21 protein-coding genes and 1 pseudogene are annotated in these 21,836 nt (G+C 61.8%); 14 read left to right on the top strand and 8 right to left on the bottom strand.

All coding sequences use genetic code 11. The features are described from left to right. Positions 1-67: 67 nt before the first annotated feature. Positions 68-1,492, top strand: coding sequence for a PLP-dependent aminotransferase family protein (locus C5F70_RS25490; RefSeq protein WP_026139910.1), 1,425 nt, complete (start codon positions 68-70; stop codon positions 1,490-1,492). 62 nt (positions 1,493-1,554) lie between these two features. Then, complete coding sequence (locus C5F70_RS25485) at positions 1,555-3,123, top strand: phospholipase D family protein (protein WP_032804275.1); 1,569 nt, start codon at positions 1,555-1,557, stop codon at positions 3,121-3,123. Between the two features lie 85 nt (positions 3,124-3,208). Here the strand turns inward: C5F70_RS25485 and C5F70_RS25480 are convergent, their stop codons facing one another. Next, a complete protein-coding gene (locus C5F70_RS25480; protein ID WP_046381650.1) occupies positions 3,209-4,351 on the bottom strand; it encodes an MFS transporter in 1,143 nt (380 codons plus the stop codon). Positions 4,352-4,512: 161 nt separating this feature from the next. Continuing rightward, complete coding sequence (locus C5F70_RS25475) at positions 4,513-6,006, bottom strand: aldehyde dehydrogenase (RefSeq protein WP_046381649.1); 1,494 nt, start codon at positions 6,004-6,006, stop codon at positions 4,513-4,515. A 230-nt stretch (positions 6,007-6,236) separates the two neighbouring features. Here C5F70_RS25475 and C5F70_RS25470 point away from each other — a divergent pair, with 230 nt between their 5' ends. Continuing rightward, on the top strand, positions 6,237-6,599 hold the full coding sequence (locus C5F70_RS25470) for a cupin domain-containing protein (protein ID WP_104904247.1): 363 nt from the start codon (positions 6,237-6,239) through the stop codon (positions 6,597-6,599). 71 nt (positions 6,600-6,670) lie between these two features. On the opposite strand, the gene rpmG is transcribed toward C5F70_RS25470, so the two are convergent. Next, entirely contained in the window at positions 6,671-6,826 is a 156-nt protein-coding gene (gene rpmG / locus C5F70_RS25465; RefSeq protein ID WP_003176906.1) for a 50S ribosomal protein L33, read from the bottom strand. An 11-nt stretch (positions 6,827-6,837) separates the two neighbouring features. Next, entirely contained in the window at positions 6,838-7,071 is a 234-nt protein-coding gene (gene rpmB, locus C5F70_RS25460; protein WP_003176907.1) for a 50S ribosomal protein L28, read from the bottom strand. 458 nt (positions 7,072-7,529) lie between these two features. On the opposite strand from rpmB, the gene C5F70_RS25455 reads away from it, so the two are divergent. Beyond that, the gene (locus tag C5F70_RS25455) at positions 7,530-9,122 is read left to right on the top strand and encodes an ABC transporter substrate-binding protein (protein WP_104904246.1); all 1,593 of its coding nucleotides are present in this window, start codon (positions 7,530-7,532) and stop codon (positions 9,120-9,122) included. A 59-nt stretch (positions 9,123-9,181) separates the two neighbouring features. Here the strand turns inward: C5F70_RS25455 and radC are convergent, their stop codons facing one another. Then, positions 9,182-9,856 (bottom strand): DNA repair protein RadC, encoded by a 675-nt coding sequence (gene radC / locus C5F70_RS25450; protein WP_017846051.1) that lies wholly within the window; start codon positions 9,854-9,856, stop codon positions 9,182-9,184. Between the two features lie 143 nt (positions 9,857-9,999). Here radC and coaBC point away from each other — a divergent pair, with 143 nt between their 5' ends. The 4 genes and pseudogenes from coaBC to argB all read left to right on the top strand — a co-directional run bounded on the left by coaBC (position 10,000) and on the right by argB (position 14,264). Beyond that, positions 10,000-11,208, top strand: a complete 1,209-nt coding sequence (coaBC, locus tag C5F70_RS25445; RefSeq protein WP_104904245.1) for a bifunctional phosphopantothenoylcysteine decarboxylase/phosphopantothenate--cysteine ligase CoaBC — start codon at positions 10,000-10,002, stop codon at positions 11,206-11,208. A gap of 5 nt (positions 11,209-11,213) precedes the next feature. After that, entirely contained in the window at positions 11,214-11,669 is a 456-nt protein-coding gene (dut, locus tag C5F70_RS25440) for a dUTP diphosphatase (protein WP_017846053.1), read from the top strand. 242 nt (positions 11,670-11,911) lie between these two features. Beyond that, positions 11,912-13,336: pseudogene (locus tag C5F70_RS25430) on the top strand (phosphomannomutase/phosphoglucomutase); the annotation flags it as partial. A 22-nt stretch (positions 13,337-13,358) separates the two neighbouring features. Further along, positions 13,359-14,264, top strand: coding sequence for an acetylglutamate kinase (argB, locus tag C5F70_RS25425; protein WP_017846055.1), 906 nt, complete (start codon positions 13,359-13,361; stop codon positions 14,262-14,264). 148 nt (positions 14,265-14,412) lie between these two features. Here argB and pyrE read toward each other — a convergent pair whose 3' ends face one another. Beyond that, positions 14,413-15,060, bottom strand: a complete 648-nt coding sequence (gene pyrE / locus C5F70_RS25420) for an orotate phosphoribosyltransferase (protein ID WP_017846056.1) — start codon at positions 15,058-15,060, stop codon at positions 14,413-14,415. An 82-nt stretch (positions 15,061-15,142) separates the two neighbouring features. Between pyrE and C5F70_RS25415 the strand changes: the two genes are divergently transcribed. Further along, complete coding sequence (locus tag C5F70_RS25415) at positions 15,143-15,922, top strand: exodeoxyribonuclease III (protein ID WP_003195493.1); 780 nt, start codon at positions 15,143-15,145, stop codon at positions 15,920-15,922. A 60-nt stretch (positions 15,923-15,982) separates the two neighbouring features. Here C5F70_RS25415 and C5F70_RS25410 read toward each other — a convergent pair whose 3' ends face one another. Continuing rightward, entirely contained in the window at positions 15,983-16,351 is a 369-nt protein-coding gene (locus tag C5F70_RS25410) for a DUF4870 domain-containing protein (protein WP_017846057.1), read from the bottom strand. Between the two features lie 22 nt (positions 16,352-16,373). Beyond that, positions 16,374-17,096, bottom strand: a complete 723-nt coding sequence (rph, locus tag C5F70_RS25405; RefSeq protein ID WP_003195497.1) for a ribonuclease PH — start codon at positions 17,094-17,096, stop codon at positions 16,374-16,376. A gap of 229 nt (positions 17,097-17,325) precedes the next feature. Between rph and C5F70_RS25400 the strand changes: the two genes are divergently transcribed. The 5 genes from C5F70_RS25400 (at position 17,326) to C5F70_RS25380 (ending at position 21,822) form a co-directional block, all read left to right on the top strand. Next, positions 17,326-18,189, top strand: coding sequence for a YicC/YloC family endoribonuclease (locus C5F70_RS25400; RefSeq protein WP_017846058.1), 864 nt, complete (start codon positions 17,326-17,328; stop codon positions 18,187-18,189). A 10-nt stretch (positions 18,190-18,199) separates the two neighbouring features. Beyond that, on the top strand, positions 18,200-18,820 hold the full coding sequence (gene gmk, locus C5F70_RS25395; protein ID WP_017846059.1) for a guanylate kinase: 621 nt from the start codon (positions 18,200-18,202) through the stop codon (positions 18,818-18,820). Positions 18,821-18,987: 167 nt separating this feature from the next. Then, the gene (gene rpoZ / locus C5F70_RS25390) at positions 18,988-19,251 is read left to right on the top strand and encodes a DNA-directed RNA polymerase subunit omega (RefSeq protein WP_003176920.1); all 264 of its coding nucleotides are present in this window, start codon (positions 18,988-18,990) and stop codon (positions 19,249-19,251) included. 60 nt (positions 19,252-19,311) lie between these two features. Continuing rightward, positions 19,312-21,417, top strand: coding sequence for a bifunctional GTP diphosphokinase/guanosine-3',5'-bis pyrophosphate 3'-pyrophosphohydrolase (gene spoT, locus C5F70_RS25385; protein WP_017846060.1), 2,106 nt, complete (start codon positions 19,312-19,314; stop codon positions 21,415-21,417). Positions 21,418-21,441: 24 nt separating this feature from the next. After that, positions 21,442-21,822, top strand: coding sequence for a RidA family protein (locus C5F70_RS25380; protein ID WP_003176922.1), 381 nt, complete (start codon positions 21,442-21,444; stop codon positions 21,820-21,822). Positions 21,823-21,836: the final 14 nt, after the last annotated feature.

Below are 21,836 nucleotides of genomic sequence, written 5' to 3'. Positions count from 1 at the left end.
ACTGCCCTCGAGCGGCTGAATCCTGTATTTTCCCTGGATCTGTACTGGTCCCCTGGGAGTGATCACCGTGACCCTTTACGTCAACCTCGCCGAGTTGCTGGGCACCCGCATCGAACAGGGCTTCTACCGCCCCGGCGATCGGCTGCCTTCCGTAAGGGCCTTGAGTGTCGAGCACGGGGTCAGTTTGAGCACCGTGCAGCAAGCGTATCGCATGCTGGAAGACCACGGCCTGGCGATGCCGAAACCCAAGTCCGGTTACTTCGTGCCCGTCGGCCGTGAGCTGCCGGCCTTGCCCGAAGTCGGCCGCCCGGCCCAGCGCCCGGTGGAAATTTCCCAGTGGGACCAAGTGCTCGAGTTGATCCGCGCGGTGCCGCGCAAAGATGTCGTACAGCTGGGCCGCGGCATGCCGGATGTGTTGTCGCCCACCCTCAAGCCGCTGCTGCGCAGCCTGGCCCGCGTCAGCCGGCGCCAGGACCTGCCGGGGCTGTATTACGACAATATCCTCGGCTGTATGGAGTTGCGCGAACAAATCGCCCGACTGTCATTGGATTCCGGCTGCCAGTTGACCGCCGAAGACATCGTGATCACCACCGGCTGCCATGAAGCGCTGTCTGCCAGCATCCGCTCCATCTGCGAGCCGGGGGATATCGTTGCGGTGGACTCGCCGAGCTTCCACGGCGCCATGCAGACCCTCAAGGGCCTGGGCATGAAAGCCCTGGAAATTCCCACGGACCCGCTCACCGGCATCAGCCTCGAAGCCCTGGAACTGGCGCTGGAACAGTGGCCGATCAAAGTCATTCAACTGACCCCCAACTGCAACAATCCCTTGGGCTACATCATGCCGGAGGCACGCAAGCGGGCGCTGTTGACCCTGGCCCAGCGCTTTGACGTGGCGATCATCGAAGACGATGTGTATGGCGAACTGGCCTACAGCTACCCGCGCCCGCGCACCATCAAATCCTTCGACGAAGATGGCCGCGTATTGCTCTGCAGCTCGTTCTCGAAAACCCTGGCGCCAGGCCTGCGGATTGGCTGGGTCGCGCCGGGCCGCTACCTGGAGCGGGTGTTGCACATGAAATACATCAGCACCGGCTCCACTGCGACCCAGCCGCAGATCGCCATCGCCGAATTTCTCAAGAGCGGCCATTTCGAACCGCATTTGCGGCGGATGCGTACTCAATACCAACGTAATCGCGACATGATGCTCGACTGGGTCAGCCGTTATTTCCCCGCCGGCACCCGCGCCAGCCGACCTCAAGGCAGCTTCATGCTGTGGATCGAACTGCCGGAAGGTTTCGACACCCTCAAGCTCAACCGGGTGTTGGTGGAACAAGGCGTACAAATCGCCGTGGGCAGTATCTTTTCCGCGTCCGGCAAGTACAGGAATTGCCTGCGCATGAACTACGCTGCCAAACCTACGCCGCAGATTGAAGAGGCGGTGCGCAAAGTCGGCGCCGTCGCGAGCAAGATGCTGGCCGAGGCCGCCGACTGACCTTTCCGGGAAAATAGCCGTCCTATGTCGACAACCGCCCTGATCTGGAAACGGTGCCCTTGATGACTCGACGGCTTTTAGCGTTTTTCCTGTTGGGCGCCCTGGCCCTGGGCGGCTGCGCCACGGTGAATGTGCCGCGCATCCCCAGCGATGCTCTGCCGGCGACGCAGTCGTCGTTCGGCCGTTCGATCCAGGCCCAGGCCGCGCCGCATCAGGGCCGCTCCGGCTTTCGCCTGCTGCCCAACAGCAGCGAGGCGTTCATGGCCCGCGCCGAACTGATCCGCAACGCCCAGACCAGCCTCGACCTGCAGTACTACATCGTCCACGACGGCATCAGCACCCGCCTGCTCGTGGATGAACTGCTCAAGGCCGCCGACCGTGGCGTGCGTGTGCGTATCCTGCTGGACGACACCACCAGCGACGGCCTCGATCAGGTCATCGCCACCCTCGCCGCCCACCCCAACATCCAGATTCGCCTGTTCAACCCGCTGCACCTGGGGCGCAGCACCGGCGTGACGCGCGCCATGGGGCGCCTGCTCAACCTGTCGCTGCAACATCGACGCATGCACAACAAACTGTGGCTGGCGGACAACAGCGCGGCCATCGTCGGCGGGCGCAACCTGGGCGACGAATATTTCGACGCCGAACCCAACCTTAATTTCACCGACATCGACATGCTCAGCGTGGGCCCGGTGGCCGAGCAACTCGGCCACAGTTTCGACCAGTATTGGAACAGCGCCCTGAGCAAGCCCATCAATGAATTCATCTCCAACCTGCCGTCCAAAGGCGACCTGGCCAGCGCACGCCTGCGCCTGGAAGAATCCCTGGCCCAGTCGCGCCAACAGAACCACGCCTTGTACAACCGCCTGCGCACCTACAAGACCGAACCGCGCCTGGACATCTGGCGGCGCGAGCTGATCTGGGCCTGGAACCAGGCGTTGTGGGACGCCCCGAGCAAGGTACTCGCCAAGAATGATCCGGACCCGCGCCTGCTGCTGACCACCCAATTGGAACCGGAACTCGAAGGCGTCAACCATGAGTTGATGATGATTTCGGCGTATTTCGTGCCGGGGCAGCCGGGCCTGGTGTACCTGACCGGTCGCGCGGATGCGGGCGTCTCGGTGAGCCTGCTGACCAACTCCCTCGAAGCCACCGACGTGCCGGCCGTACACGGCGGCTACGCGCCCTATCGCAAGGCGCTGCTGGAGCACGGCGTGAAACTCTATGAGTTGCGCCGCCAACCCGGCGCACCCCGCACAGGCAGCGGCCCCCACCTGTTTCGTCGCGGCCTGTTCCTCGGCTCGGACTCCAGCCTGCACAGCAAGGCGATGATTTTTGATCGACAAAAGTCGTTTATCGGCTCGTTCAACTTCGACCCGCGTTCGGTGCTGTGGAATACCGAAGTCGGCGTGCTGGTGGACAGCCCTGAGCTGGCCGAGCACCTGCGCAATCTGGCGCTGCAAGGCATGGCGCCAGCATTGAGCTACGAGGCGAAATTACAGGATGGCCAGGTGGTGTGGACCACCGAAGATAACGGGCAACCGCACACCCTGACCCGCGAGCCGGGCAGCTGGTGGCGCCACTTCAATGCCTGGTTCGCCACCTCCGTCGGCCTGGAGCGCATGCTGTAGGAGCGAGCTTGCTCGCGAAGAACGCAAGAACACCGCACTTAACCAGACCGTACCCGTCATCGCTAACGCCTTCATCCCCTCGCGCCTAAACAGGCTGCGCGGCGCCAAACGCCCCCTGACGCAACAACAGCACCACCAACCCCAGAGCCCCGGCCGCCATCAGCCACGGCAATGCATGCCCGCTGATCCACTGGCTGCCCGCACCGGCCACCAGCGGCCCGATCAGGCAACCGATGCCCCAGAGCTGCGCCACGTGGGCATTGGCGCGCACCAGCGCATCGTCGCGGTAACGCTCGCCGATCAGGATCAACGACAAGGTGAACAAACCGCCCGCACTCGCGCCGAACAGCACCCACACTGGCCAGATCAGCAGCGTGTGCATCAACAACGGGACCGCCAGGCTCGCCCCCAGCAACAGCAGCGCGCAGCTCAAGAACAGCGTGCGCCGCGGCAGGTAGTCGGCCAGCGCACCGATGGGCAGCTGCAACAACGCATCGCCCACCACCACCGTGCTGACCATCGCCAGGGCGATCTCGGCCGTGAAGCCTTGCTGCAGGCAATACACCGGCAGCAGCGTCAGGATCATCGCCTCGAACGCCGCGAATAACGCCACCGCCCAGGCAATCGCCGGCAGGCTCCGACAGAAGCGCCACAGCTCGGCAAACGTCACGCTGAAGGACTCGGCGGTCGGCGCCCCGGAACGCCCCAGCAACAGCAACGGCGCCAGCGTCAACAGGCCCACGCCCACCCAGAACCCATAGTCATGATCGGTGCCCAGCACGCCCAACAGCAGCGGCCCCGACAGCTGGCTCAGCGCATAGGTGCAGCCATACAGCGCCACCAGCCGGCCGCGCCATTGCTCCACCACCAACTGGTTGATCCAGCTTTCGCCAAGAATGAACACGATGGTCAGGATCACCCCGATCATCAGCCGCAGCACCAGCCACACCGGGTAGCTCGGCAGGATCGCCAACAGGCCGATGGACACCGCCCCCGCCCACAGGCACAGGCGCATCAGACGCGCAGTGCCCAGCCAGGACGCCAGCCGACTGGAAACCTTCGCCCCCAACAGCACGCCGAAGGCCGGCATCGCAGCCATCACTCCAATGGCGAAGCTGCCGTAGCCCCAGCCTTCCAGGCGCAGGGACACCAGCGGCATGCTGACACCCAACGCCAGACCAACGCTGAGCACCGAGGCCAGCACGGCGAAATAAGTCGCCCAACGCATTTCCACGCTCCTGTGGATAGTTTTTTCAGGGCTGTAAACGAACTGTAGGAGCGCGCTTGCTCGCGAAGAACGCCAACGATAACGCGTGCTGTCTGGTTGAACGCGGCGTCTTTGAGTTCTTCGCGAGCAAGCTCGCTCCTACAGGGGACCTGCGGTGTTGCTTAGAGCTTGATCCAGGTCGCCTTCAGCTCGGTGTACTTGTCGAACGCATGCAGCGACTTGTCGCGACCGTTGCCCGACTGCTTGAAGCCACCAAACGGCGCGGTCATGTCACCGCCGTCGTACTGGTTGACCCACACGCTACCGGCGCGCAGTGCCTTGGCGGTGAGGTGCGCCTTGGAGATATCCGCCGTCCACACCGCCGCGGCCAGGCCGTATTGGGTGTCGTTGGCGATGGCGACGGCTTCTTCGGCGCTGTCGAAAGTGAGCACCGAGAGGACCGGGCCGAAGATTTCTTCGCGGGCGATCTTCATGGCGTTGGTCACACCGTCGAAAATCGTCGGCTCGACGTAAGTGCCGCCGGTCTCTTCCAGCGTGCGCTTGCCGCCCGCCACCAGTTTGGCACCGTCGGCATGACCGGCTTCGATGTAGGACAGCACGGTGTTCATCTGTTGAGTGTCTACCAGCGCGCCGACGTTCGTGGCCGGGTCCAGCGGGTTGCCTGGCTTCCAGCCCTTCAGCGCGGCGATCACCAGCGGTAGGAATTTATCCTTGATGGAACGCTCCACCAGCAGGCGCGAACCGGCGGTGCAGACCTCGCCCTGGTTGAAGGCAATCGCGCCGGCGGCGGATTCGGCGGCGGCTTGCAGGTCCGGGGCATCGGCGAACACGATGTTCGGGCTCTTGCCGCCCGCTTCCAGCCATACACGTTTCATGTTCGATTCGCCGGAGCGGATCAACAGCTGTTTGGCGATTTTGGTGGAGCCGGTGAACACCAGGGTGTCGACATCCATGTGCAGCGCGAGCGCGTTACCCACGGTGTGGCCGTAGCCCGGCAGCACGTTGAACACGCCTTTTGGAATACCGGCCTCAACGGCCAGCGCCGCGATGCGGATGGCGGTCAGCGGGGATTTTTCGGACGGTTTGAGGATCACGGAGTTACCGGTCGACAGCGCCGGCCCGAGTTTCCAGCAAGCCATCATCAGCGGGAAATTCCACGGCACGATGGCGGCAACCACACCGACCGGCTCACGGGTCACCAGACCCAGCTGATCGTGAGGGGTGGAAGCGACTTCATCGTAAATCTTGTCGATGGCCTCGCCGCTCCAGCTCAGGGCATTCGCCGCGCCGGGTACGTCGATGTTCAGGGCGTCGCTGATCGGCTTGCCCATGTCCAGGGTTTCCAGCAGCGCCAGCTCTTCGGCATTGGCCTTGAGCAACGCGGCGAAACGGATCATGGTGGCCTTGCGCTTGGCCGGCGCCAGGCGCGACCAGACACCGGAATTGAACGTGGCGCGGGCATTTTCCACGGCGCGCTGGGCGTCGGCGACGTCACAGCTGGCAACGCTGGTCAGCAGGCGGCCATCGACGGGGCTGATGCATTCGAACGTGTCGCCGGAAACGGCGGCGGTGTACTCGCCATTGATATAGGCGCGGCCTTCGATCTTCAGATCCTTGGCGCGTTGCTCCCAGTCGGCACGGGTCAGGGTGGTCATGCGAGTGTCCTCCTCTTATTGAATACAAGGGCCAGGCGATGTGCCCCGGCAGCCTCAAAGAATGCTTGCCCCGCCAGCCAGTTGTTCGGCTCAAGGCAACTGCCACCCTAAACCAGCGGCTGGGGATGTATCAATATATTTGACATAACGCCGGTAAACGCCCTTGCGATGTTCATTTTAATAAACATAGACTTTGGGCTCTCCAACCGCAGGCCAGACGGGACACGCACATGAGCATCCAGGACATCGTCGACTTCAGCCAAGCCAACACCGCCCCCGATCGCTACCTCCCTGCCCCGGAAAAAATCCTCAAGAGCAATCCCGAGCAAACGATCTACAACCACTACAACAGCCCGTGCGGCCAGATGAGCGCCGGCGTCTGGGAAGGCGACGTCGGGCAGTGGAAGGTCAACTACACCGAACATGAGTACTGCGAGATTGTGCAGGGGGTTTCCGTACTGCGCGATGCCGAGGGCAACGCCAAGACCTTGCGCGCCGGCGACCGCTTCGTTATCCCGGCCGGCTTCAGCGGCACCTGGGAAGTGCTCGAGCCCTGCCGCAAGATCTATGTGGTGTTCGAACAGAAGGCCTGATCAGCAAATCCTGCGCAAAAAAAAGCCCGAATCGTGAGAAACGGGCTTTTTTTCACAAGGAAGAAAATCAATTACTTGATTTTGCCTTCTTTGTAGATCACGTGCTTGCGAACGCGCGGGTCGAACATTTTCTTTTCGAGCTTGTCCGGGGTAGTACGCTTGTTCTTGTCGGTAGTGTAGAAGTGACCAGTACCGGCGCTAGAGATCATTCGAATCAATTCACGCATGATAGAGCTCCTTAGATCTTGCCAGCGGCGCGGATTTCGGCCAGCACGACAGTGATGCCACGCTTGTCGATAATGCGCATGCCTTTGGCAGATACGCGCAGACGCACAAAACGTTTCTCTTCTTCAACCCAGAAGCGGTGATGCTGCAGGTTCGGCAGGAAACGACGACGGGTTTTGTTATTTGCGTGGGAAATGTTATTCCCAGTCACCGGACCCTTACCGGTAACTTGACAGACTCTCGACATGCCTCAGCCCTCTAAAACCACATGCCCAACCCGGCATGGGTTGGCCGCTTAATCTCTCAGTCATTTGGCGCCAGGCGCCGCGTTTCTTTAGGGTCTTACCGGCTACACCTACAAGCGAAGGAACCGGGCCCCTAGAAAAGAGCGCTGCTTTATACCAGAAAGACCCAAGTGCAACAACAGCCCGTGTGTTTTTACCGGCGTAAATCTCGGCGACAGATGGCCGAACCGTTGCCAGGAGGGGCCGCTGCAATAGCCGACCGCTCGTCGCACAGAATGATTTACAACGCCCGCAAGTACCAAAAAGTACAAGGCGAAACGCGCTGAGGCGCCATCAAAACAGCATTTGAGCCAAAAGCACAGGCAAAAATGGACTAGTCATTTATCAATCAGACCACTACGGTAGGACTTTTCCAGACTGCACTCGCAGATGGGCCTTCGATCTGCACAGGAAACCGAACATGCGCCTCGCTGCCCTACCGCTTTTGCTAGCCCCTCTGTTTATCGCGCCGCAGGCCTTGGCGGCCACCAATCTGAGCGTGTGTACCGAAGCCAGTCCCGAAGGGTTTGACGTAGTGCAGTACAACTCGCTGACTACCACCAACGCCTCGGCCGACGTGCTGATGAACAGCCTGGTGAACTATGACGCAGCCAGCGGCAAGCTGGTGCCAAGCCTGGCGGACAGCTGGGAAGTGTCGCCGGACGGCCTGACCTACACCTTCCAGTTGCACCCCAACGTAAAATTCCACCGCACCGACTATTTCACCCCGAGCCGCACCCTGACCGCCGAGGATGTCCGCTTCAGCTTCGAACGCATGCTCGATCCGGCCAACCCATGGCACAAGATCGCCCAGAGCGGCTTCCCCCATGCCCAGTCGCTGCAATTGCCGGCACTGATCAAGAAGATCGACGCCCTTGACCCGCTGACCGTGCGCTTCACCCTCGATCACCCCGACTCGACCTTCCTCGCCGCGCTGAGCATGGGTTTTGCCTCGATCTACCCGGCCGAGTACGCCGACAAGCTGCTCAAGGCCGGCACCCCGGAGAAGCTCAACAGCCAGCCCATCGGCACCGGCCCGTTCATCTTCACGCGGTTCCAGAAAGATGCCGTGGTGCGCTACAAAGCCAACCCGGACTATTTCGCCGGCAAACCGGCTGTGGATAACTTGATCTTCGCCATCACCCCGGATGCGAACGTGCGCCTGCAGAAACTGCACCGCGACGAATGCCAGATCGCACTGTCGCCCAAACCCCTGGATGTGGGCGAAGCCGAGAAAGATCCCGCACTCAAAATAGAAAAAACCGCAGCATTCATGACTGCATTCGTCGCGATCAACAGCCAGCACCCACCGCTGGACAAGCCCGAAGTGCGCCAGGCGATCAACCTGGCCTTCGACAAGGACAGCTACCTCAAAGCCGTGTTCGAAGGCACCGCCGAAGCCGCCAACGGCCCCTACCCGCCCAACACCTGGAGCTATGCCAAGGAGTTGCCGGCTTATCCACAGGACATCGCCAAGGCCAAGCTGCTGCTGGAGCGCGCCGGGCTCAAGGACGGCTTCAAGACCACGATCTGGACACGCCCCACCGGCAGCCTGCTGAACCCCAACCCCAACCTCGGTGCGCAACTGTTGCAGGCGGACCTGGCCGAGGTCGGCATCCAGGCCGAGATCCGCGTGATCGAATGGGGCGAGCTGATCCGCCGCGCCAAGGCCGGCGAACACGACCTGCTGTTCATGGGCTGGGCCGGCGACAACGGCGACCCGGATAACTTCCTGACTCCGCAGTTCTCCTGCGCGGCAGTGAAATCCGGCACCAACTTCGCCCGCTATTGCGACCCGGCCCTGGACAAACTCATCAGCGCCGGCAAGACCACCAGCGAGCAAGGGGTGCGCAGCAAGCTGTATCAACAGGCCCAGGCGCAGATCCAACAGCAGGCACTGTGGCTGCCGCTGGCGCACCCGATGGCGTTCGCCCTGATCCGCAAGAATGTCGAGGGGTACCAGGTGAGCCCGTTTGGGCGGCAGGACTTTTCGAAAGTCAGCGTCAAGCCCTGAGCTGCAAGCTGCAAGCCCCCTTGAGGCTTGCAGCTGCAACCTTGCAACTGCTGCCCCTCCTACATCCACCCGTATTCCGCCATCGACAACGGATCACCATCGCCCACGATGATGTGATCCAGCACCCGCACATCCACCACTTCCAAGGCTTTTTGCAGGATTTTGGTCAATTTCCGATCAGCCGCACTCGGCTCCACACTCCCCGAGGGATGGTTGTGGCACAGGATCAACGCCGCCGCGTTATACGCCAGGGCGCGCTTGACCACTTGCCGCGGGTAAACCACGGTGGCGTCGATGGTGCCCTGGAACAACGCCTCGAACCCCAGCACCCGATGCTTTGAATCGAGAAACAGGCAGCCGAAGATCTCGTGAGGCTCATGGCGCAACAGCGCCTTGAGGTAGTCCCGCACAGCGACCGGGCTTTCCAGCACCGAGTCACTGCGCAGCTGTTCGGCCAAGTGGCGCCGGGACATTTCCAGTACCGCCTGCAGTTGCGCAAACTTCGCCGGCCCCAGCCCCAACTGCTGGCTGAACAGCACCTGGCTGGCCTCCAGCAGCGGGCGCAAGCCACCGAACTGCGCCAACAGATGCCGCGCCAGGTCCACCGCACTCCGCCCGGCCACGCCGGTGCGCAGGAAGATAGCCAACAGTTCGGCGTCGGACAGCGTTGCGGCCCCCCATTCCAAAAGCTTCTCCCGCGGCCGCTCGGCCACCGGCCAATCACGAATACTCATCCCGCCTCCCTGTGCATGTGCGCCGCTGTTGCCTGGCGGACGCTGTGTTATCGTAGGCCCTCTTTTTTGCATGCGATTTCACCTGGGGAGGGGGCATCGCAGGCGTCACTGAACTGGCTTCACTGAACTGGAAAGGCAAACCAATGCAGCGTCTGTATCGGAAACGCATCGTTCTCGGCGTCGGCGGCGGCATTGCCGCCTACAAGAGCGCAGAGCTGGTTCGCAGGCTTCTCGACCAGGGCGCCGAAGTGCGCGTGGTCATGACCCGCGGCGGCAGTGAGTTCATCACCCCGCTGACCATGCAGGCCTTGTCCGGCCACCCAGTTCACCTGGACCTGCTGGACCCGGCCGCCGAAGCCGCCATGGGCCATATCGAACTGGCCAAATGGGCCGACCTGGTGCTGATCGCCCCGGCCACCGCCGACCTGATCGCCCGCCTGGCGCAAGGCATCGCCGATGACTTGCTGACCACGCTGGTCCTGGCCACCGACGCCACTGTCGCCATCGCCCCGGCCATGAACCAGGCCATGTGGCGCGACCCGGCCACCCAAGCCAACACGCAGCTCCTGCAAAGCCGTGGCCTCAAGGTGTTCGGCCCGGCCTCCGGCAGCCAGGCCTGCGGCGACGTCGGCATGGGCCGCATGCTCGAAGCCACCGACCTGGCAGTGTGCGCCGCCGAGTGCTTCCAGCACCTGGCCCTGACTGGCAAGCACGTGTTGATCACCGCCGGCCCGACCCAGGAAAACATCGACCCGGTGCGCTACATCACCAACCATAGCTCAGGAAAAATGGGCTTTGCCCTGGCTGAAGCGGCGGTCGAGGCAGGCGCGCGCGTGACCCTCATCACCGGCCCGGTGCATTTGCCGACGCCCGATCGCGTCACCCGGATCGACGTGGTCAGCGCCCGGGACATGTTGGCGGCCTGTGAGGCGGCCATTCCCTGCGACCTGTTTATCGCCTCGGCAGCGGTTGCGGATTACCGCCCGGAAGTCGTCGCCCCGCAAAAGCTCAAGAAAGACCCTACCAGCGGCGACGGCCTGCTCCTGCAAATGGTGCGTAACCCGGACATCCTGGCCACCATCGCCAGCCGCCCGGACCGTCCGTTCAGCGTCGGTTTCGCCGCCGAGACCGAGCACCTGCTGGACTACGCCGCACGTAAATTGAAAGACAAAAACCTCGACCTGATCGTTGCCAATGATGTCGCCAACCCAAGCATCGGCTTCAATAGTGAGGAAAACGCCTGCAGCGTGATCGATCGCGACCTGCACGCCACCCTTTTCGCCCAGACCAGCAAGGGCAAGATTGCCCGCCAACTGATCTCTTTTATCGCCCAACGGCTGAACCAGGTTTAATTTACATGCACGCTTTGCAAGCCAAGATCCTCGACCCCCGCATCGGCACCGACTTCCCCCTGCCGGCCTATGCCACACCGGGCTCCGCCGGCCTGGACCTGCGCGCCATGCTCAAGGAAGACACCGTCCTCGAGCCGGGCCAGACCCTGCTGATTCCGACCGGCCTGTCGATCTACGTCGGCGACCCGGGCCTGGCGGCGCTGATTCTGCCGCGCTCGGGCCTCGGCCATAAGCACGGCATCGTGCTGGGCAACCTGGTCGGCCTGATCGACTCGGACTACCAGGGCGAGCTGATGGTGTCGTGCTGGAACCGCGGCCAGACCGCCTTCAACATCGTCGTCGGCGAGCGCATCGCGCAGCTGGTGCTGGTGCCGGTGGTGCAGGCGCACTTCGAACTGGTACAGGAATTCGACGCAACCCAACGCGGCGCAGGCGGTTTTGGGCATTCCGGCAGTCACTGACCACACCAAACCGGGGCGGACGCTACCGTCCGGCCCGGTTAGATGCCACCGCATGGCCTTTCAGGATGAAGAATGCGCGGACCTGACGAGCGACACTTTCCAAGTAAAATCAATGTATTACGTAAACATAAGCGCGGAGCGGTTGCTCCGATGGCCTTTTTGCACCACGAACTCTGCACCGAAAACGCCGTCATACCCTTCAGTTTAAGCCTGCCGGTCAGCCACATTAAGGCCAGCCTTGTCTCTTTCAGATGGAGTTTCCCCCCGCGATGAGTACCGCCGCCCGAGTAGCCCCGACCTTCCCCGACAGCATCTTCCGCGCCTATGACATCCGTGGCGTGGTGCCCAAGACCCTGACCGCCGAAACCGCCTACTGGATTGGCCGCGCCATCGGCGCCCAAAGCCTGGCCCAGGACGAACCGAACGTTTCGGTCGGCCGTGACGGTCGCCTGTCCGGTCCCGAACTGGTGGAGCAATTGATCCAGGGCCTGGCCGACAGCGGTTGCCATGTCAGCGACGTCGGCCTGGTGCCGACCCCGGCGCTGTACTACGCCGCCAACGTGCTGGCCGGCAAATCCGGGGTGATGCTCACCGGCAGCCACAACCCATCGGACTACAACGGCTTCAAGATCGTCATCGCCGGCGACACCCTGGCCAACGAACAGATCCAGGCCCTGCACACACGCCTGAAAACCAACGACCTGACCAGCGGCAAAGGCAGCATCACCAAGGTCGACATTCTTCAGCGCTACTCCGACGAAATCACCGGCGACGTCAAACTCGCGCGCCGCCTGAAAGTGGTGGTGGACTGCGGCAACGGTGCGGCCGGCGTGATCGCCCCGCAACTGCTCGAAGCCCTGAACTGCGAAGTGGTGCCGTTGTTCTGCGACGTCGACGGCAACTTCCCCAACCACCATCCAGACCCGGGCAAGCCTGAAAACCTGGTGGACCTGATCGCCAAGGTCAAGGAAACCGGGGCCGACGTCGGCCTGGCCTTTGATGGCGACGGTGACCGCGTGGGCGTGGTGACCAACACCGGCGAAAACGTCTTCGCCGACCGCCTGCTGATGCTGTTTGCCCGTGATGTGGTGGCGCGCAACCCGAATGCCGAAATCATCTTCGACGTAAAATGCACCCGTCGCCTGACGCCGCTGATCAAGGAATATGGCGGTCGCCCGCTGATGTGGAAGACCGGTCACTCGTTGATCAAAAAGAAAATGAAGGAAACCGGCGCGCTGCTGGCCGGCGAAATGAGCGGCCACGTGTTCTTCAAGGAGCGTTGGTTCGGGTTTGACGACGGCATTTACAGCGCCGCTCGTCTGCTGGAGATCCTCAGCAAGGAAAAATCCACGGCGCAGGAGCTGTTTCAGACCTTCCCGAATGATATTTCTACGCCAGAGATCAATATCCATGTGACCGAAGAGAGCAAATTCAGCATCATTGACGCATTGCACGATGCGCAATGGGGCGAAGGCGCCAACCTGACCTCCATTGATGGTGTGCGAGTCGATTACGCCAAAGGCTGGGGCCTGGTTCGCGCGTCCAACACCACACCGGTGCTGGTGCTGCGTTTCGAGGCGGATACCGAGGCTGAGTTGCAGCGCATCAAGGACGTGTTCCACGTCCAGTTGAAACGTGTTGCCCCTGATCTCCAATTACCGTTCTGATTTTTTTGCACCGGAGCCCTGAATGACCCTCGAACGCGAAGCCGCTGCCAACACCGCCAAGGTCCTGTCCGAAGCGTTGCCCTACATTCGACGCTACGTCGGCAAGACGCTGGTGATCAAATACGGCGGCAATGCCATGGAAAGCGACGAGCTGAAAACCGGCTTTGCCCGCGATATCGTGTTGATGAAAGCCGTGGGGATCAACCCGGTGGTGGTCCACGGCGGCGGCCCGCAGATCGGCGACCTGCTCAAGCGCCTGTCGATCGAAAGCCACTTCATCGATGGCATGCGTGTCACTGACGCGCAGACCATGGATGTGGTGGAGATGGTCCTCGGCGGCCAGGTGAACAAAGACATCGTCAACCTGATCAACCGCCACGGCGGCAGCGCGATTGGCCTGACCGGCAAGGACGCGGAGCTGATCCGCGCGAAAAAACTGACCGTGACCCGTCAGACGCCGGAAATGACCCAGCCGGAAATCATCGACATCGGCCAGGTGGGCGAAGTGATCGGTATCAACACCGACTTGCTGAACCTGCTGGTCAAAGGTGATTTCATCCCGGTCATCGCGCCGATCGGCGTGGGTGCCAACGGCGAGTCCTACAACATCAACGCCGACCTGGTTGCCGGCAAAGTGGCCGAAGCGCTGAAGGCTGAAAAGCTGATGCTGCTGACCAACATCGCCGGCCTGATGGACAAGCAAGGCAAGGTGCTGACCGGCCTGACCACCCAACAAGTGGACGAGCTGATCGCCGACGGCACCATCTATGGCGGCATGCTGCCGAAGATCCGTTGTGCGCTGGAAGCGGTGCAGGGCGGCGTCGGCAGCTCGCTGATCCTTGACGGCCGCGTGCCAAATGCGATTCTGCTGGAAATCTTCACCGACACTGGTGTGGGTACGCTGATCAGCAACCGCAAGCGTCCTTAAACACAAAAAGCCCCACCCTCTGTAGGAGCGAGCTTGCTCGCGAAAAACGTAAAGACGCCGCGTTCATCCAGAATAAACGCGTCATCGTTGGCGTTCTTCGCGAGCAAGCTCGCTCCTACAGAGGGTGGGGCTTTTTGTTGTGCGGCGTTTACTGGACGCCGAACTGCTCGCGGTACGCCCGTACTGCCGGCAAGTGTTGCTTGAGCTGCGGATCATCTTCCAGGAACTGCAACACCTGGTTCAACGACACGATGCTCACCACCGGGATGCCGAAATCGCGCTCCACTTCCTGGATCGCCGACAACTCACCATTGCCACGCTCCTGGCGGTTCAAGGCGATCAACACGCCTGCGGCCTTGGCACCCTCCTGGGAGGCGATGATCTGCATCACTTCACGGATGGCGGTGCCAGCGGTGATCACGTCGTCGATGATCAGCACGTTGCCGGTGAGCGGCGCGCCCACCAGGCTACCGCCTTCGCCATGGGCCTTGGCTTCCTTGCGGTTGAAGCACCACGGCAGATCGCGCCCATGGTGCTCGGCCAACGCCACGGCCGTCGCGGCGGCCAGGGGGATGCCCTTGTAGGCCGGACCGAACAGAACGTCGAAGGAAATACCGCTTTCAACGATGGCAGCCGCGTAGAAACGCCCCAACTGAGCCAGGGCCGAACCCGAGTTGAACAAGCCAGCATTGAAGAAATACGGGCTGGTGCGCCCGGACTTGAGGGTGAACTCACCGAAGCGCAAAACCCCGCGATCGATGGCAAAACGAATGAAATCGCGTTGATACGCCTGCATGAAAAAAGCCTCAGATACCACGGATTTAGCTAATTAGGTAGACGGCGTGTATCATACACGCACGCGATTTTTGGGGCCATTTATGCGGATCATCAGTGTGAACGTTAATGGTATTCAGGCTGCAGTCGAGCGTGGTTTGCTCAGTTGGCTGCAAGCCCAGAATGCCGACGTCATCTGCCTGCAGGACACCCGCGCCTCCGCCTTTGAACTGGACGATCCAGCCTTCCAACTGGATGGCTACTTCCTTTATGCCTGCGATGCCGAAGTGCCCACCCAAGGTGGCGTGGCTTTGTACTCGCGGTTGCAACCCAAGGCGGTCATCAGCGGCCTCGGCTTCGAGACAGCCGACCGCTACGGGCGCTACCTGCAAGCCGATTTCGACAAGGTCAGCATCGCGACCTTGCTGCTTCCTTCGGGGCAGAACGGCGATGAAGACTTGAACCAGAAGTTCAAGCTAATGGACGACTTCGCCCGTTATCTGGATAAACAGCGACGCAAACGTCGCGAGTACATTTATTGTGGCTCGTTGTACGTGGCGCAACAGAAGCTGGATATCAAGAACTGGCGCGACAGCCAGCAATCCCCGGGCTTCCTGGCGCCGGAACGGGCCTGGATGGACGAGATTGTCGGCAACATGGGCTATGTCGATGCCCTGCGCGAAGTCAGCCGCGAAGGCGACCAGTACAGCTGGTGGCCAGACAACGAACAGGCTGAGATGCTCAACCTGGGCTGGCGTTTCGACTACCAACTGCTGACCCCGGGCCTGCGTCGCTTTGTGCGCAGCGCACGCCTGCCACGCCAGCCGCGCTTCTCGCAGCACGCGCCGCTGATCGTGGACTACGACTGGACACTGACCATCTGAGGTCTTTGCCCAGGCACAAAAAAAACCGACATCGCTGTCGGTTTTTTTGTGCGCGCCTGGTTACTTGATCAGCCGCCAGGTCCACGGGTAGCGGTAGGCCGTGCCGTTGTTGGCCTTGATCCCGCCAATGATCGTCAGCACCAGCGCCGCGACCACCAGGATCAACATCAACAGGAAGCCGATCACCACGAACCCCAGCACCATGCAGACCAGCCAGGCAATGGCCACGGTGATCTGGAAATTCAGGGCTTCCTTGCCCTGATCATCGATCAGCGGGTCCATGTCCTTCTTGATCTGCCACAGGATCAGCGGCCCCAACAGGCTGCCGAAAGGGAACACCAGGCCCAGAAACGCCGCGAAGTGACACAACATCGCCCATTGGCGGACTTCCTTGGACGGTGCTGGAACCGGCAGTTGACTGTCACTCATGGCGTTTCTCCTTGAAGCCGGTTCAGTCGGCCAGCGCGGCGTTCTGCAGCTCGAAAATCTCGGTCATGCCTTTCTGCGCCAGCGCCAGCATGGCATTCAGCTCAGCCGGCTGGAATGGCGCACCTTCGGCGGTGCCCTGCACTTCGATGAAACCACCGGTGCTGGTCATCACCACGTTCAGGTCGGTCTCGGCGGCCGAGTCTTCCAGGTAATCCAGGTCCAGCACTGGCTCGCCCTGGTACATACCCACCGACACAGCGGCGATCATCTGCTTGAGCGGGTCGCCGGCTTTCAGGCCGCCACGCTTCTTGATCACTTTCAACGCGTCGACCAGCGCAACCATGGCACCGGTGATGGAGGCAGTGCGCGTGCCGCCGTCGGCCTGGATCACGTCGCAGTCGACGTACAGGGTCACGTCGCCCAGCTTGGACATGTCCAGGGCGGCACGCAGCGAACGGCCGATCAGGCGCTGGATTTCCAGGGTACGGCCGCCTTGCTTGCCACGGCTGGCTTCACGCTGGTTACGCTCGCCGGTGGCGCGCGGCAGCATGCCGTATTCGGCGGTCAACCAACCCTGGCCCTGGCCCTTGAGGAAACGCGGCACGCCGTTTTCGACGCTGACGGTGCAGATCACCTTGGTATCGCCAAACTCGACCAGTACAGATCCCTCGGCGTGTTTGGTGTAGTTGCGGGTGATGCGGATCGAGCGGAGCTGATCGGCAGCGCGACCACTTGGACGTTTCATAGGGGATACCTGTACGGAGGACGAAAAACTGCCGAGCATTATAGAGCCGCGAGCCGATTCGGGGCACGTCTAAAAAATTCGGTTACGAATCGTCGACTGGCGGTGCTTTGTCAGTGCCAGGGTTTGGGGCCAATCGCCCCACTGCGCTACACTCCTGCGCCTTCGCAGCCTGTCGGCTTCAATTTACCCATCAGCCCGCCATCGCGGGACTGCAACGCGAGGTACCTCCATGGTGCACAGCATGACCGCCTTCGCCCGCGTCGAAAAAGCCGGCGCGCAAGGCACCCTGAGCTGGGAACTGCGCTCGGTCAACAGCCGCTACCTGGAGCCGCACCTGCGCCTGCCGGAATCGTTCCGCGACCTCGAAGGCGCGGTACGTGAAGCTCTGCGCCAGGGCATTTCCCGCGGCAAGCTGGAATGCACCCTGCGCTTTACCGAGGAAACCACCGGCAAACCGCTGCAGGTCGACCGCGAACGCGCCGCGCAACTGGTCGCCGCCGCCGAAACCATCGCCGGCCTGATCAAGCAGCCGGCCGCGCTGAACCCGCTGGAAGTGCTGGCCTGGCCCGGCGTGCTGGTGGCCGACGCCAGCGACCCGCAAGCCCTCAACGCCGAAGCCCTCGCCTTGTTCACCCAGGGCTTGAAGGAACTCAAGGCCGGCCGCGAGCGCGAAGGCGCCGAGCTGGCCCGCCTGATCAGCGAGCGCCTGAGCGCGATCGAAGCCGACGTGGTCACCTTGCGCGAGCTGGTGCCGCAGATGCTCGCGACCCAGCGCCAGAAGGTCCTCGACCGCTTCGCCGACATGAAGGCCGACCTCGATCCGGTACGTCTGGAGCAGGAAATGGTCCTATTGGCGCAGAAGAGCGACGTCGCCGAAGAACTCGATCGCCTGAGCACCCACATCCTTGAAGTACGCCGCGTGCTCAAGTCCGGCGGCGCCGCCGGTCGGCGCCTGGATTTCCTGATGCAGGAACTCAACCGCGAAGCCAATACACTGGGCTCCAAGGCATTCGATCCGCGCAGCACCACGGCGGCGGTCAACCTCAAAGTGTTGATCGAGCAAATGCGCGAACAAGTACAGAATATTGAGTAAGGCAACTTCCATGACCCACAGCACCGGCACCCTTTACATCATTTCCGCCCCCTCGGGCGCGGGCAAGAGCAGCCTGGTCAAGGCCCTGACCGACGCTGACGAACAGATCCGCATCTCGGTGTCCCACACCACCCGCGCCATGCGCCCGGGCGAGGTGAACGGCGTTCACTATCACTTCGTCGAGCGCACCGAGTTCGTCAAGATGATCGAGCACGGCGCCTTCCTTGAGCGCGCCGAAGTGTTCGGCAACCTCTACGGCACCTCGCAAAGCCACCTGCAACAGACCCTGGACGAAGGCCACGACCTGATCCTGGAAATCGACTGGCAGGGCGCCGAGCAAGTGCGCCAGCTGATGCCCAAGGCGCGGTCGATCTTCATCCTGCCGCCGTCCCTGGAAGCCTTGCACCAGCGCCTGACCAACCGCGGCCAGGACAGCGACGCGATCATCGAAGGCCGCATGCGTGAAGCCGTCAGCGAAATGAGCCACTACGTCGACTACGATTACCTGATCATCAATGACGATTTTGCCCACGCCCTGGACGATTTGAAGGCGATTTTCCGCGCCAATCAGCTCCAGCAAAAACGCCAACAACAGCGTTTCGGCAAGTTATTGGCCGAACTGCTCGGTTGATCAGCTCTTCCCAAAACCGCTGCGAGGGCCTTACATTGGCACTTGCAGCGGTTTTGCGAGAGCCTGGGAAAAATCAGCGCTTCCCTAAACGCTGGTGATTTTTTAAACTGTTTAGTCCGCTCGCCCAACCGGGCAGCGCGCATCTTGCATTCGCTCCGAGGAATACCATGGCCCGCGTAACCGTTGAAGACTGCCTAGAACACGTGGATAACCGCTTTGAGCTGGTCATGCTCTCTACCAAGCGTGCCCGTCAACTGGCCACTGGCGGCAAAGAGCCCCTGGTCCAGTGGGAAAACGACAAGCCTACCGTTGTCGCTCTGCGCGAAATCGCTGAAGGCCTGATGAGCTACGAGTTCATCGCCAACGCCGAGATCGTTGAAGACGAACCGCTGTTTGCAGCGTTCGAGGACGAGTCCAACGAGGCCGTCTAAGCCTATGCCTGGTCGACGTAGCACGGCGCGGTGTCAACGCACGCGGCAGGAGTCCATCCTTTGCCGAGCATAGACGCCCTCGCCGATCGCTTATCGACCTACCTCGGCCCAGACCAGGTCAACCTGGTCCGCCGAGCGTATTTCTACGCCGAACAAGCCCACGACGGCCAACGCCGCCGCAGCGGCGAGGCGTATGTCACCCATCCTCTTGCGGTGGCCAATATTCTCGCCGACATGCACATGGACCATCAGAGCCTGATGGCCGCGATGCTGCATGACGTGATCGAAGACACCGGCATCGCCAAGGAAGCGCTCAGCGCGCAATTTGGCGAAACCGTGGCCGAACTGGTCGATGGGGTCAGCAAACTGACCCAGATGAACTTCGAGACCAAGGCCGAAGCCCAGGCGGAAAACTTCCAGAAGATGGCGATGGCCATGGCCCGGGATATCCGCGTGATCCTGGTCAAGCTGGCCGACCGGCTCCACAACATGCGGACACTGGAAGTGCTGTCCGGCGAAAAACGCCGGCGCATCGCCAAGGAAACCCTGGAAATCTACGCGCCCATCGCCAACCGGCTGGGCATGCACGCCATTCGTATCGAATTCGAAGACCTCGGCTTCAAGGCCATGCACCCGATGCGTTCGGCGCGCATCTACCAGGCAGTCAAGCGCGCCCGGGGCAACCGCAAGGAAATCGTCAACAAGATCGAAGAGTCGCTGAGCCATTGCCTGGCGATCGACGAGATCGAGGGCGAGGTCAGCGGGCGGCAGAAGCACATCTACGGCATCTACAAGAAGATGCGCGGCAAGCGCCGGGCCTTCAACGAGATCATGGACGTGTATGCGTTCCGGATCATCGTCGACAAGGTCGACACCTGCTACCGCGTATTGGGCGCTGTACATAATTTGTACAAACCCCTGCCGGGCCGCTTCAAGGACTACATCGCCATTCCCAAGGCCAACGGCTATCAGTCGCTGCATACCACGCTGTTCGGTATGCATGGGGTGCCGATCGAGATCCAGATCCGCACCCGGGAAATGGAAGAGATGGCCAACAACGGCATCGCCGCCCATTGGCTGTACAAATCCAGCGGCGACGAGCAGCCCAAAGGCACCCACGCCCGCGCGCGCCAGTGGGTCAAAGGCGTGCTGGAAATGCAGCAACGTGCGGGCAACTCCCTGGAATTCATCGAGAGCGTGAAGATCGACCTGTTCCCGGACGAGGTCTACGTGTTCACGCCCAAGGGCCGGATCATGGAGCTGCCCAAAGGCTCCACGGCCGTCGACTTTGCCTACGCCGTACACACCGATGTCGGCAACAGCTGCATCGCTTGCCGCATCAACCGGCGCCTGGCCCCGCTGTCGGAACCGCTGCAAAGCGGCTCCACCGTGGAAATCGTCAGCGCACCGGGCGCCCGGCCGAACCCGGCGTGGCTCAACTTCGTGGTCACCGGCAAGGCGCGTACCCATATTCGCCACGCCCTGAAACTGCAGCGCCGCTCCGAGTCCATCAGCCTGGGCGAACGCTTGCTGAACAAGGTGCTCAACGGCTTCGACAGCGCCCTCGAGAAAATCCCCGGCGAGCGCGTGCAAGCGATGCTCAGCGAGTATCGCCAGGAAACCATCGAAGACCTGCTGGAAGACATCGGCCTGGGCAACCGCATGGCCTATGTGGTCGCCCGTCGCCTGCTCGGCGAAGGCGAGCAATTGCCAAGCCCGGAAGGTCCGCTGGCGATTCGCGGCACCGAGGGCCTGGTGCTCAGCTACGCCAAGTGCTGCACGCCGATCCCGGGCGACCCGATTGTCGGGCACCTGTCGGCGGGCAAAGGCATGGTGGTCCACCTGGACAACTGCCGCAATATCAGCGAAATCCGCCACAACCCGGAAAAATGCATCCAGCTCTCGTGGGCCAAGGATGTCACCGGCGAATTCAACGTCGAGCTGCGGGTCGAGCTGGAGCACCAGCGCGGCCTGATCGCCCTGCTGGCCAGCAGCGTCAACGCGGCCGACGGCAATATCGAGAAAATCAGCATGGACGAGCGCGATGGTCGCATCAGCGTGGTCCAACTGGTGGTCAGCGTACACGACCGCGTACACCTGGCCCGCGTGATCAAGAAACTGCGCGCCTTGACCGGTGTGATCCGCATCACCCGCATGCGTGCATAGCCCACCTCTTACAAGGAGTCATTCATGACCAAGACTGTTATCACCAGCGACAAAGCCCCAGCCGCCATCGGCACCTACTCCCAGGCGATCAAGGCGGGCAACACCGTCTACATGTCCGGCCAGATCCCACTGGACCCAAAGACCATGGAACTGGTTGAAGGCTTCGAAGCACAAACCGTACAGGTCTTCGAAAACCTCAAGTCGGTCGCCGAAGCTGCCGGCGGTTCGTTCAAGGACATCGTCAAGCTGAACATCTTCCTCACCGACCTGAGCCACTTCGCCAAGGTCAACGAGATCATGGGCAAGTACTTCGAACAGCCTTACCCAGCCCGCGCCGCTATCGGCGTTGCTGCCCTGCCAAAGGGCGCACAGGTTGAGATGGACGCGATTCTGGTCATCGAGTAAAACACCCGGCGCAG

The sequence above is a fragment of the Pseudomonas sp. LH1G9 genome, assembly GCF_002949975.1.
GTDB lineage: Bacteria > Pseudomonadota > Gammaproteobacteria > Pseudomonadales > Pseudomonadaceae > Aquipseudomonas > Aquipseudomonas veronii.
The sequence above is the reverse complement of the archived record's forward strand: the minus strand, read 5'-3'. Positions and strand labels throughout refer to the sequence as shown.

Excerpts from the sequence above, each read along its gene's own strand:
- dut (WP_017846053.1), top strand. The coding sequence starts at position 11,214 with ATGCACGCTTTGCAAGCCAAGATCCTCGACCCCCGCATCGGCACCGAC.
- rpmB (WP_003176907.1), bottom strand. The coding sequence starts at position 7,071 with ATGTCGAGAGTCTGTCAAGTTACCGGTAAGGGTCCGGTGACTGGGAAT.
- rpoZ (WP_003176920.1), top strand. The coding sequence starts at position 18,988 with ATGGCCCGCGTAACCGTTGAAGACTGCCTAGAACACGTGGATAACCGC.
- C5F70_RS25415 (WP_003195493.1), top strand. The coding sequence starts at position 15,143 with ATGCGGATCATCAGTGTGAACGTTAATGGTATTCAGGCTGCAGTCGAG.
- C5F70_RS25480 (WP_046381650.1), bottom strand. The coding sequence starts at position 4,351 with ATGCGTTGGGCGACTTATTTCGCCGTGCTGGCCTCGGTGCTCAGCGTT.
- C5F70_RS25410 (WP_017846057.1), bottom strand. The coding sequence starts at position 16,351 with ATGAGTGACAGTCAACTGCCGGTTCCAGCACCGTCCAAGGAAGTCCGC.
- C5F70_RS25455 (WP_104904246.1), top strand. The coding sequence starts at position 7,530 with ATGCGCCTCGCTGCCCTACCGCTTTTGCTAGCCCCTCTGTTTATCGCG.
- coaBC (WP_104904245.1), top strand. The coding sequence starts at position 10,000 with ATGCAGCGTCTGTATCGGAAACGCATCGTTCTCGGCGTCGGCGGCGGC.
- gmk (WP_017846059.1), top strand. The coding sequence starts at position 18,200 with ATGACCCACAGCACCGGCACCCTTTACATCATTTCCGCCCCCTCGGGC.
- C5F70_RS25400 (WP_017846058.1), top strand. The coding sequence starts at position 17,326 with ATGGTGCACAGCATGACCGCCTTCGCCCGCGTCGAAAAAGCCGGCGCG.
- radC (WP_017846051.1), bottom strand. The coding sequence starts at position 9,856 with ATGAGTATTCGTGATTGGCCGGTGGCCGAGCGGCCGCGGGAGAAGCTT.
- C5F70_RS25475 (WP_046381649.1), bottom strand. The coding sequence starts at position 6,006 with ATGACCACCCTGACCCGTGCCGACTGGGAGCAACGCGCCAAGGATCTG.
- rph (WP_003195497.1), bottom strand. The coding sequence starts at position 17,096 with ATGAAACGTCCAAGTGGTCGCGCTGCCGATCAGCTCCGCTCGATCCGC.
- rpmG (WP_003176906.1), bottom strand. The coding sequence starts at position 6,826 with ATGCGTGAATTGATTCGAATGATCTCTAGCGCCGGTACTGGTCACTTC.
- C5F70_RS25380 (WP_003176922.1), top strand. The coding sequence starts at position 21,442 with ATGACCAAGACTGTTATCACCAGCGACAAAGCCCCAGCCGCCATCGGC.
- argB (WP_017846055.1), top strand. The coding sequence starts at position 13,359 with ATGACCCTCGAACGCGAAGCCGCTGCCAACACCGCCAAGGTCCTGTCC.
- pyrE (WP_017846056.1), bottom strand. The coding sequence starts at position 15,060 with ATGCAGGCGTATCAACGCGATTTCATTCGTTTTGCCATCGATCGCGGG.
- C5F70_RS25485 (WP_032804275.1), top strand. The coding sequence starts at position 1,555 with ATGACTCGACGGCTTTTAGCGTTTTTCCTGTTGGGCGCCCTGGCCCTG.
- C5F70_RS25470 (WP_104904247.1), top strand. The coding sequence starts at position 6,237 with ATGAGCATCCAGGACATCGTCGACTTCAGCCAAGCCAACACCGCCCCC.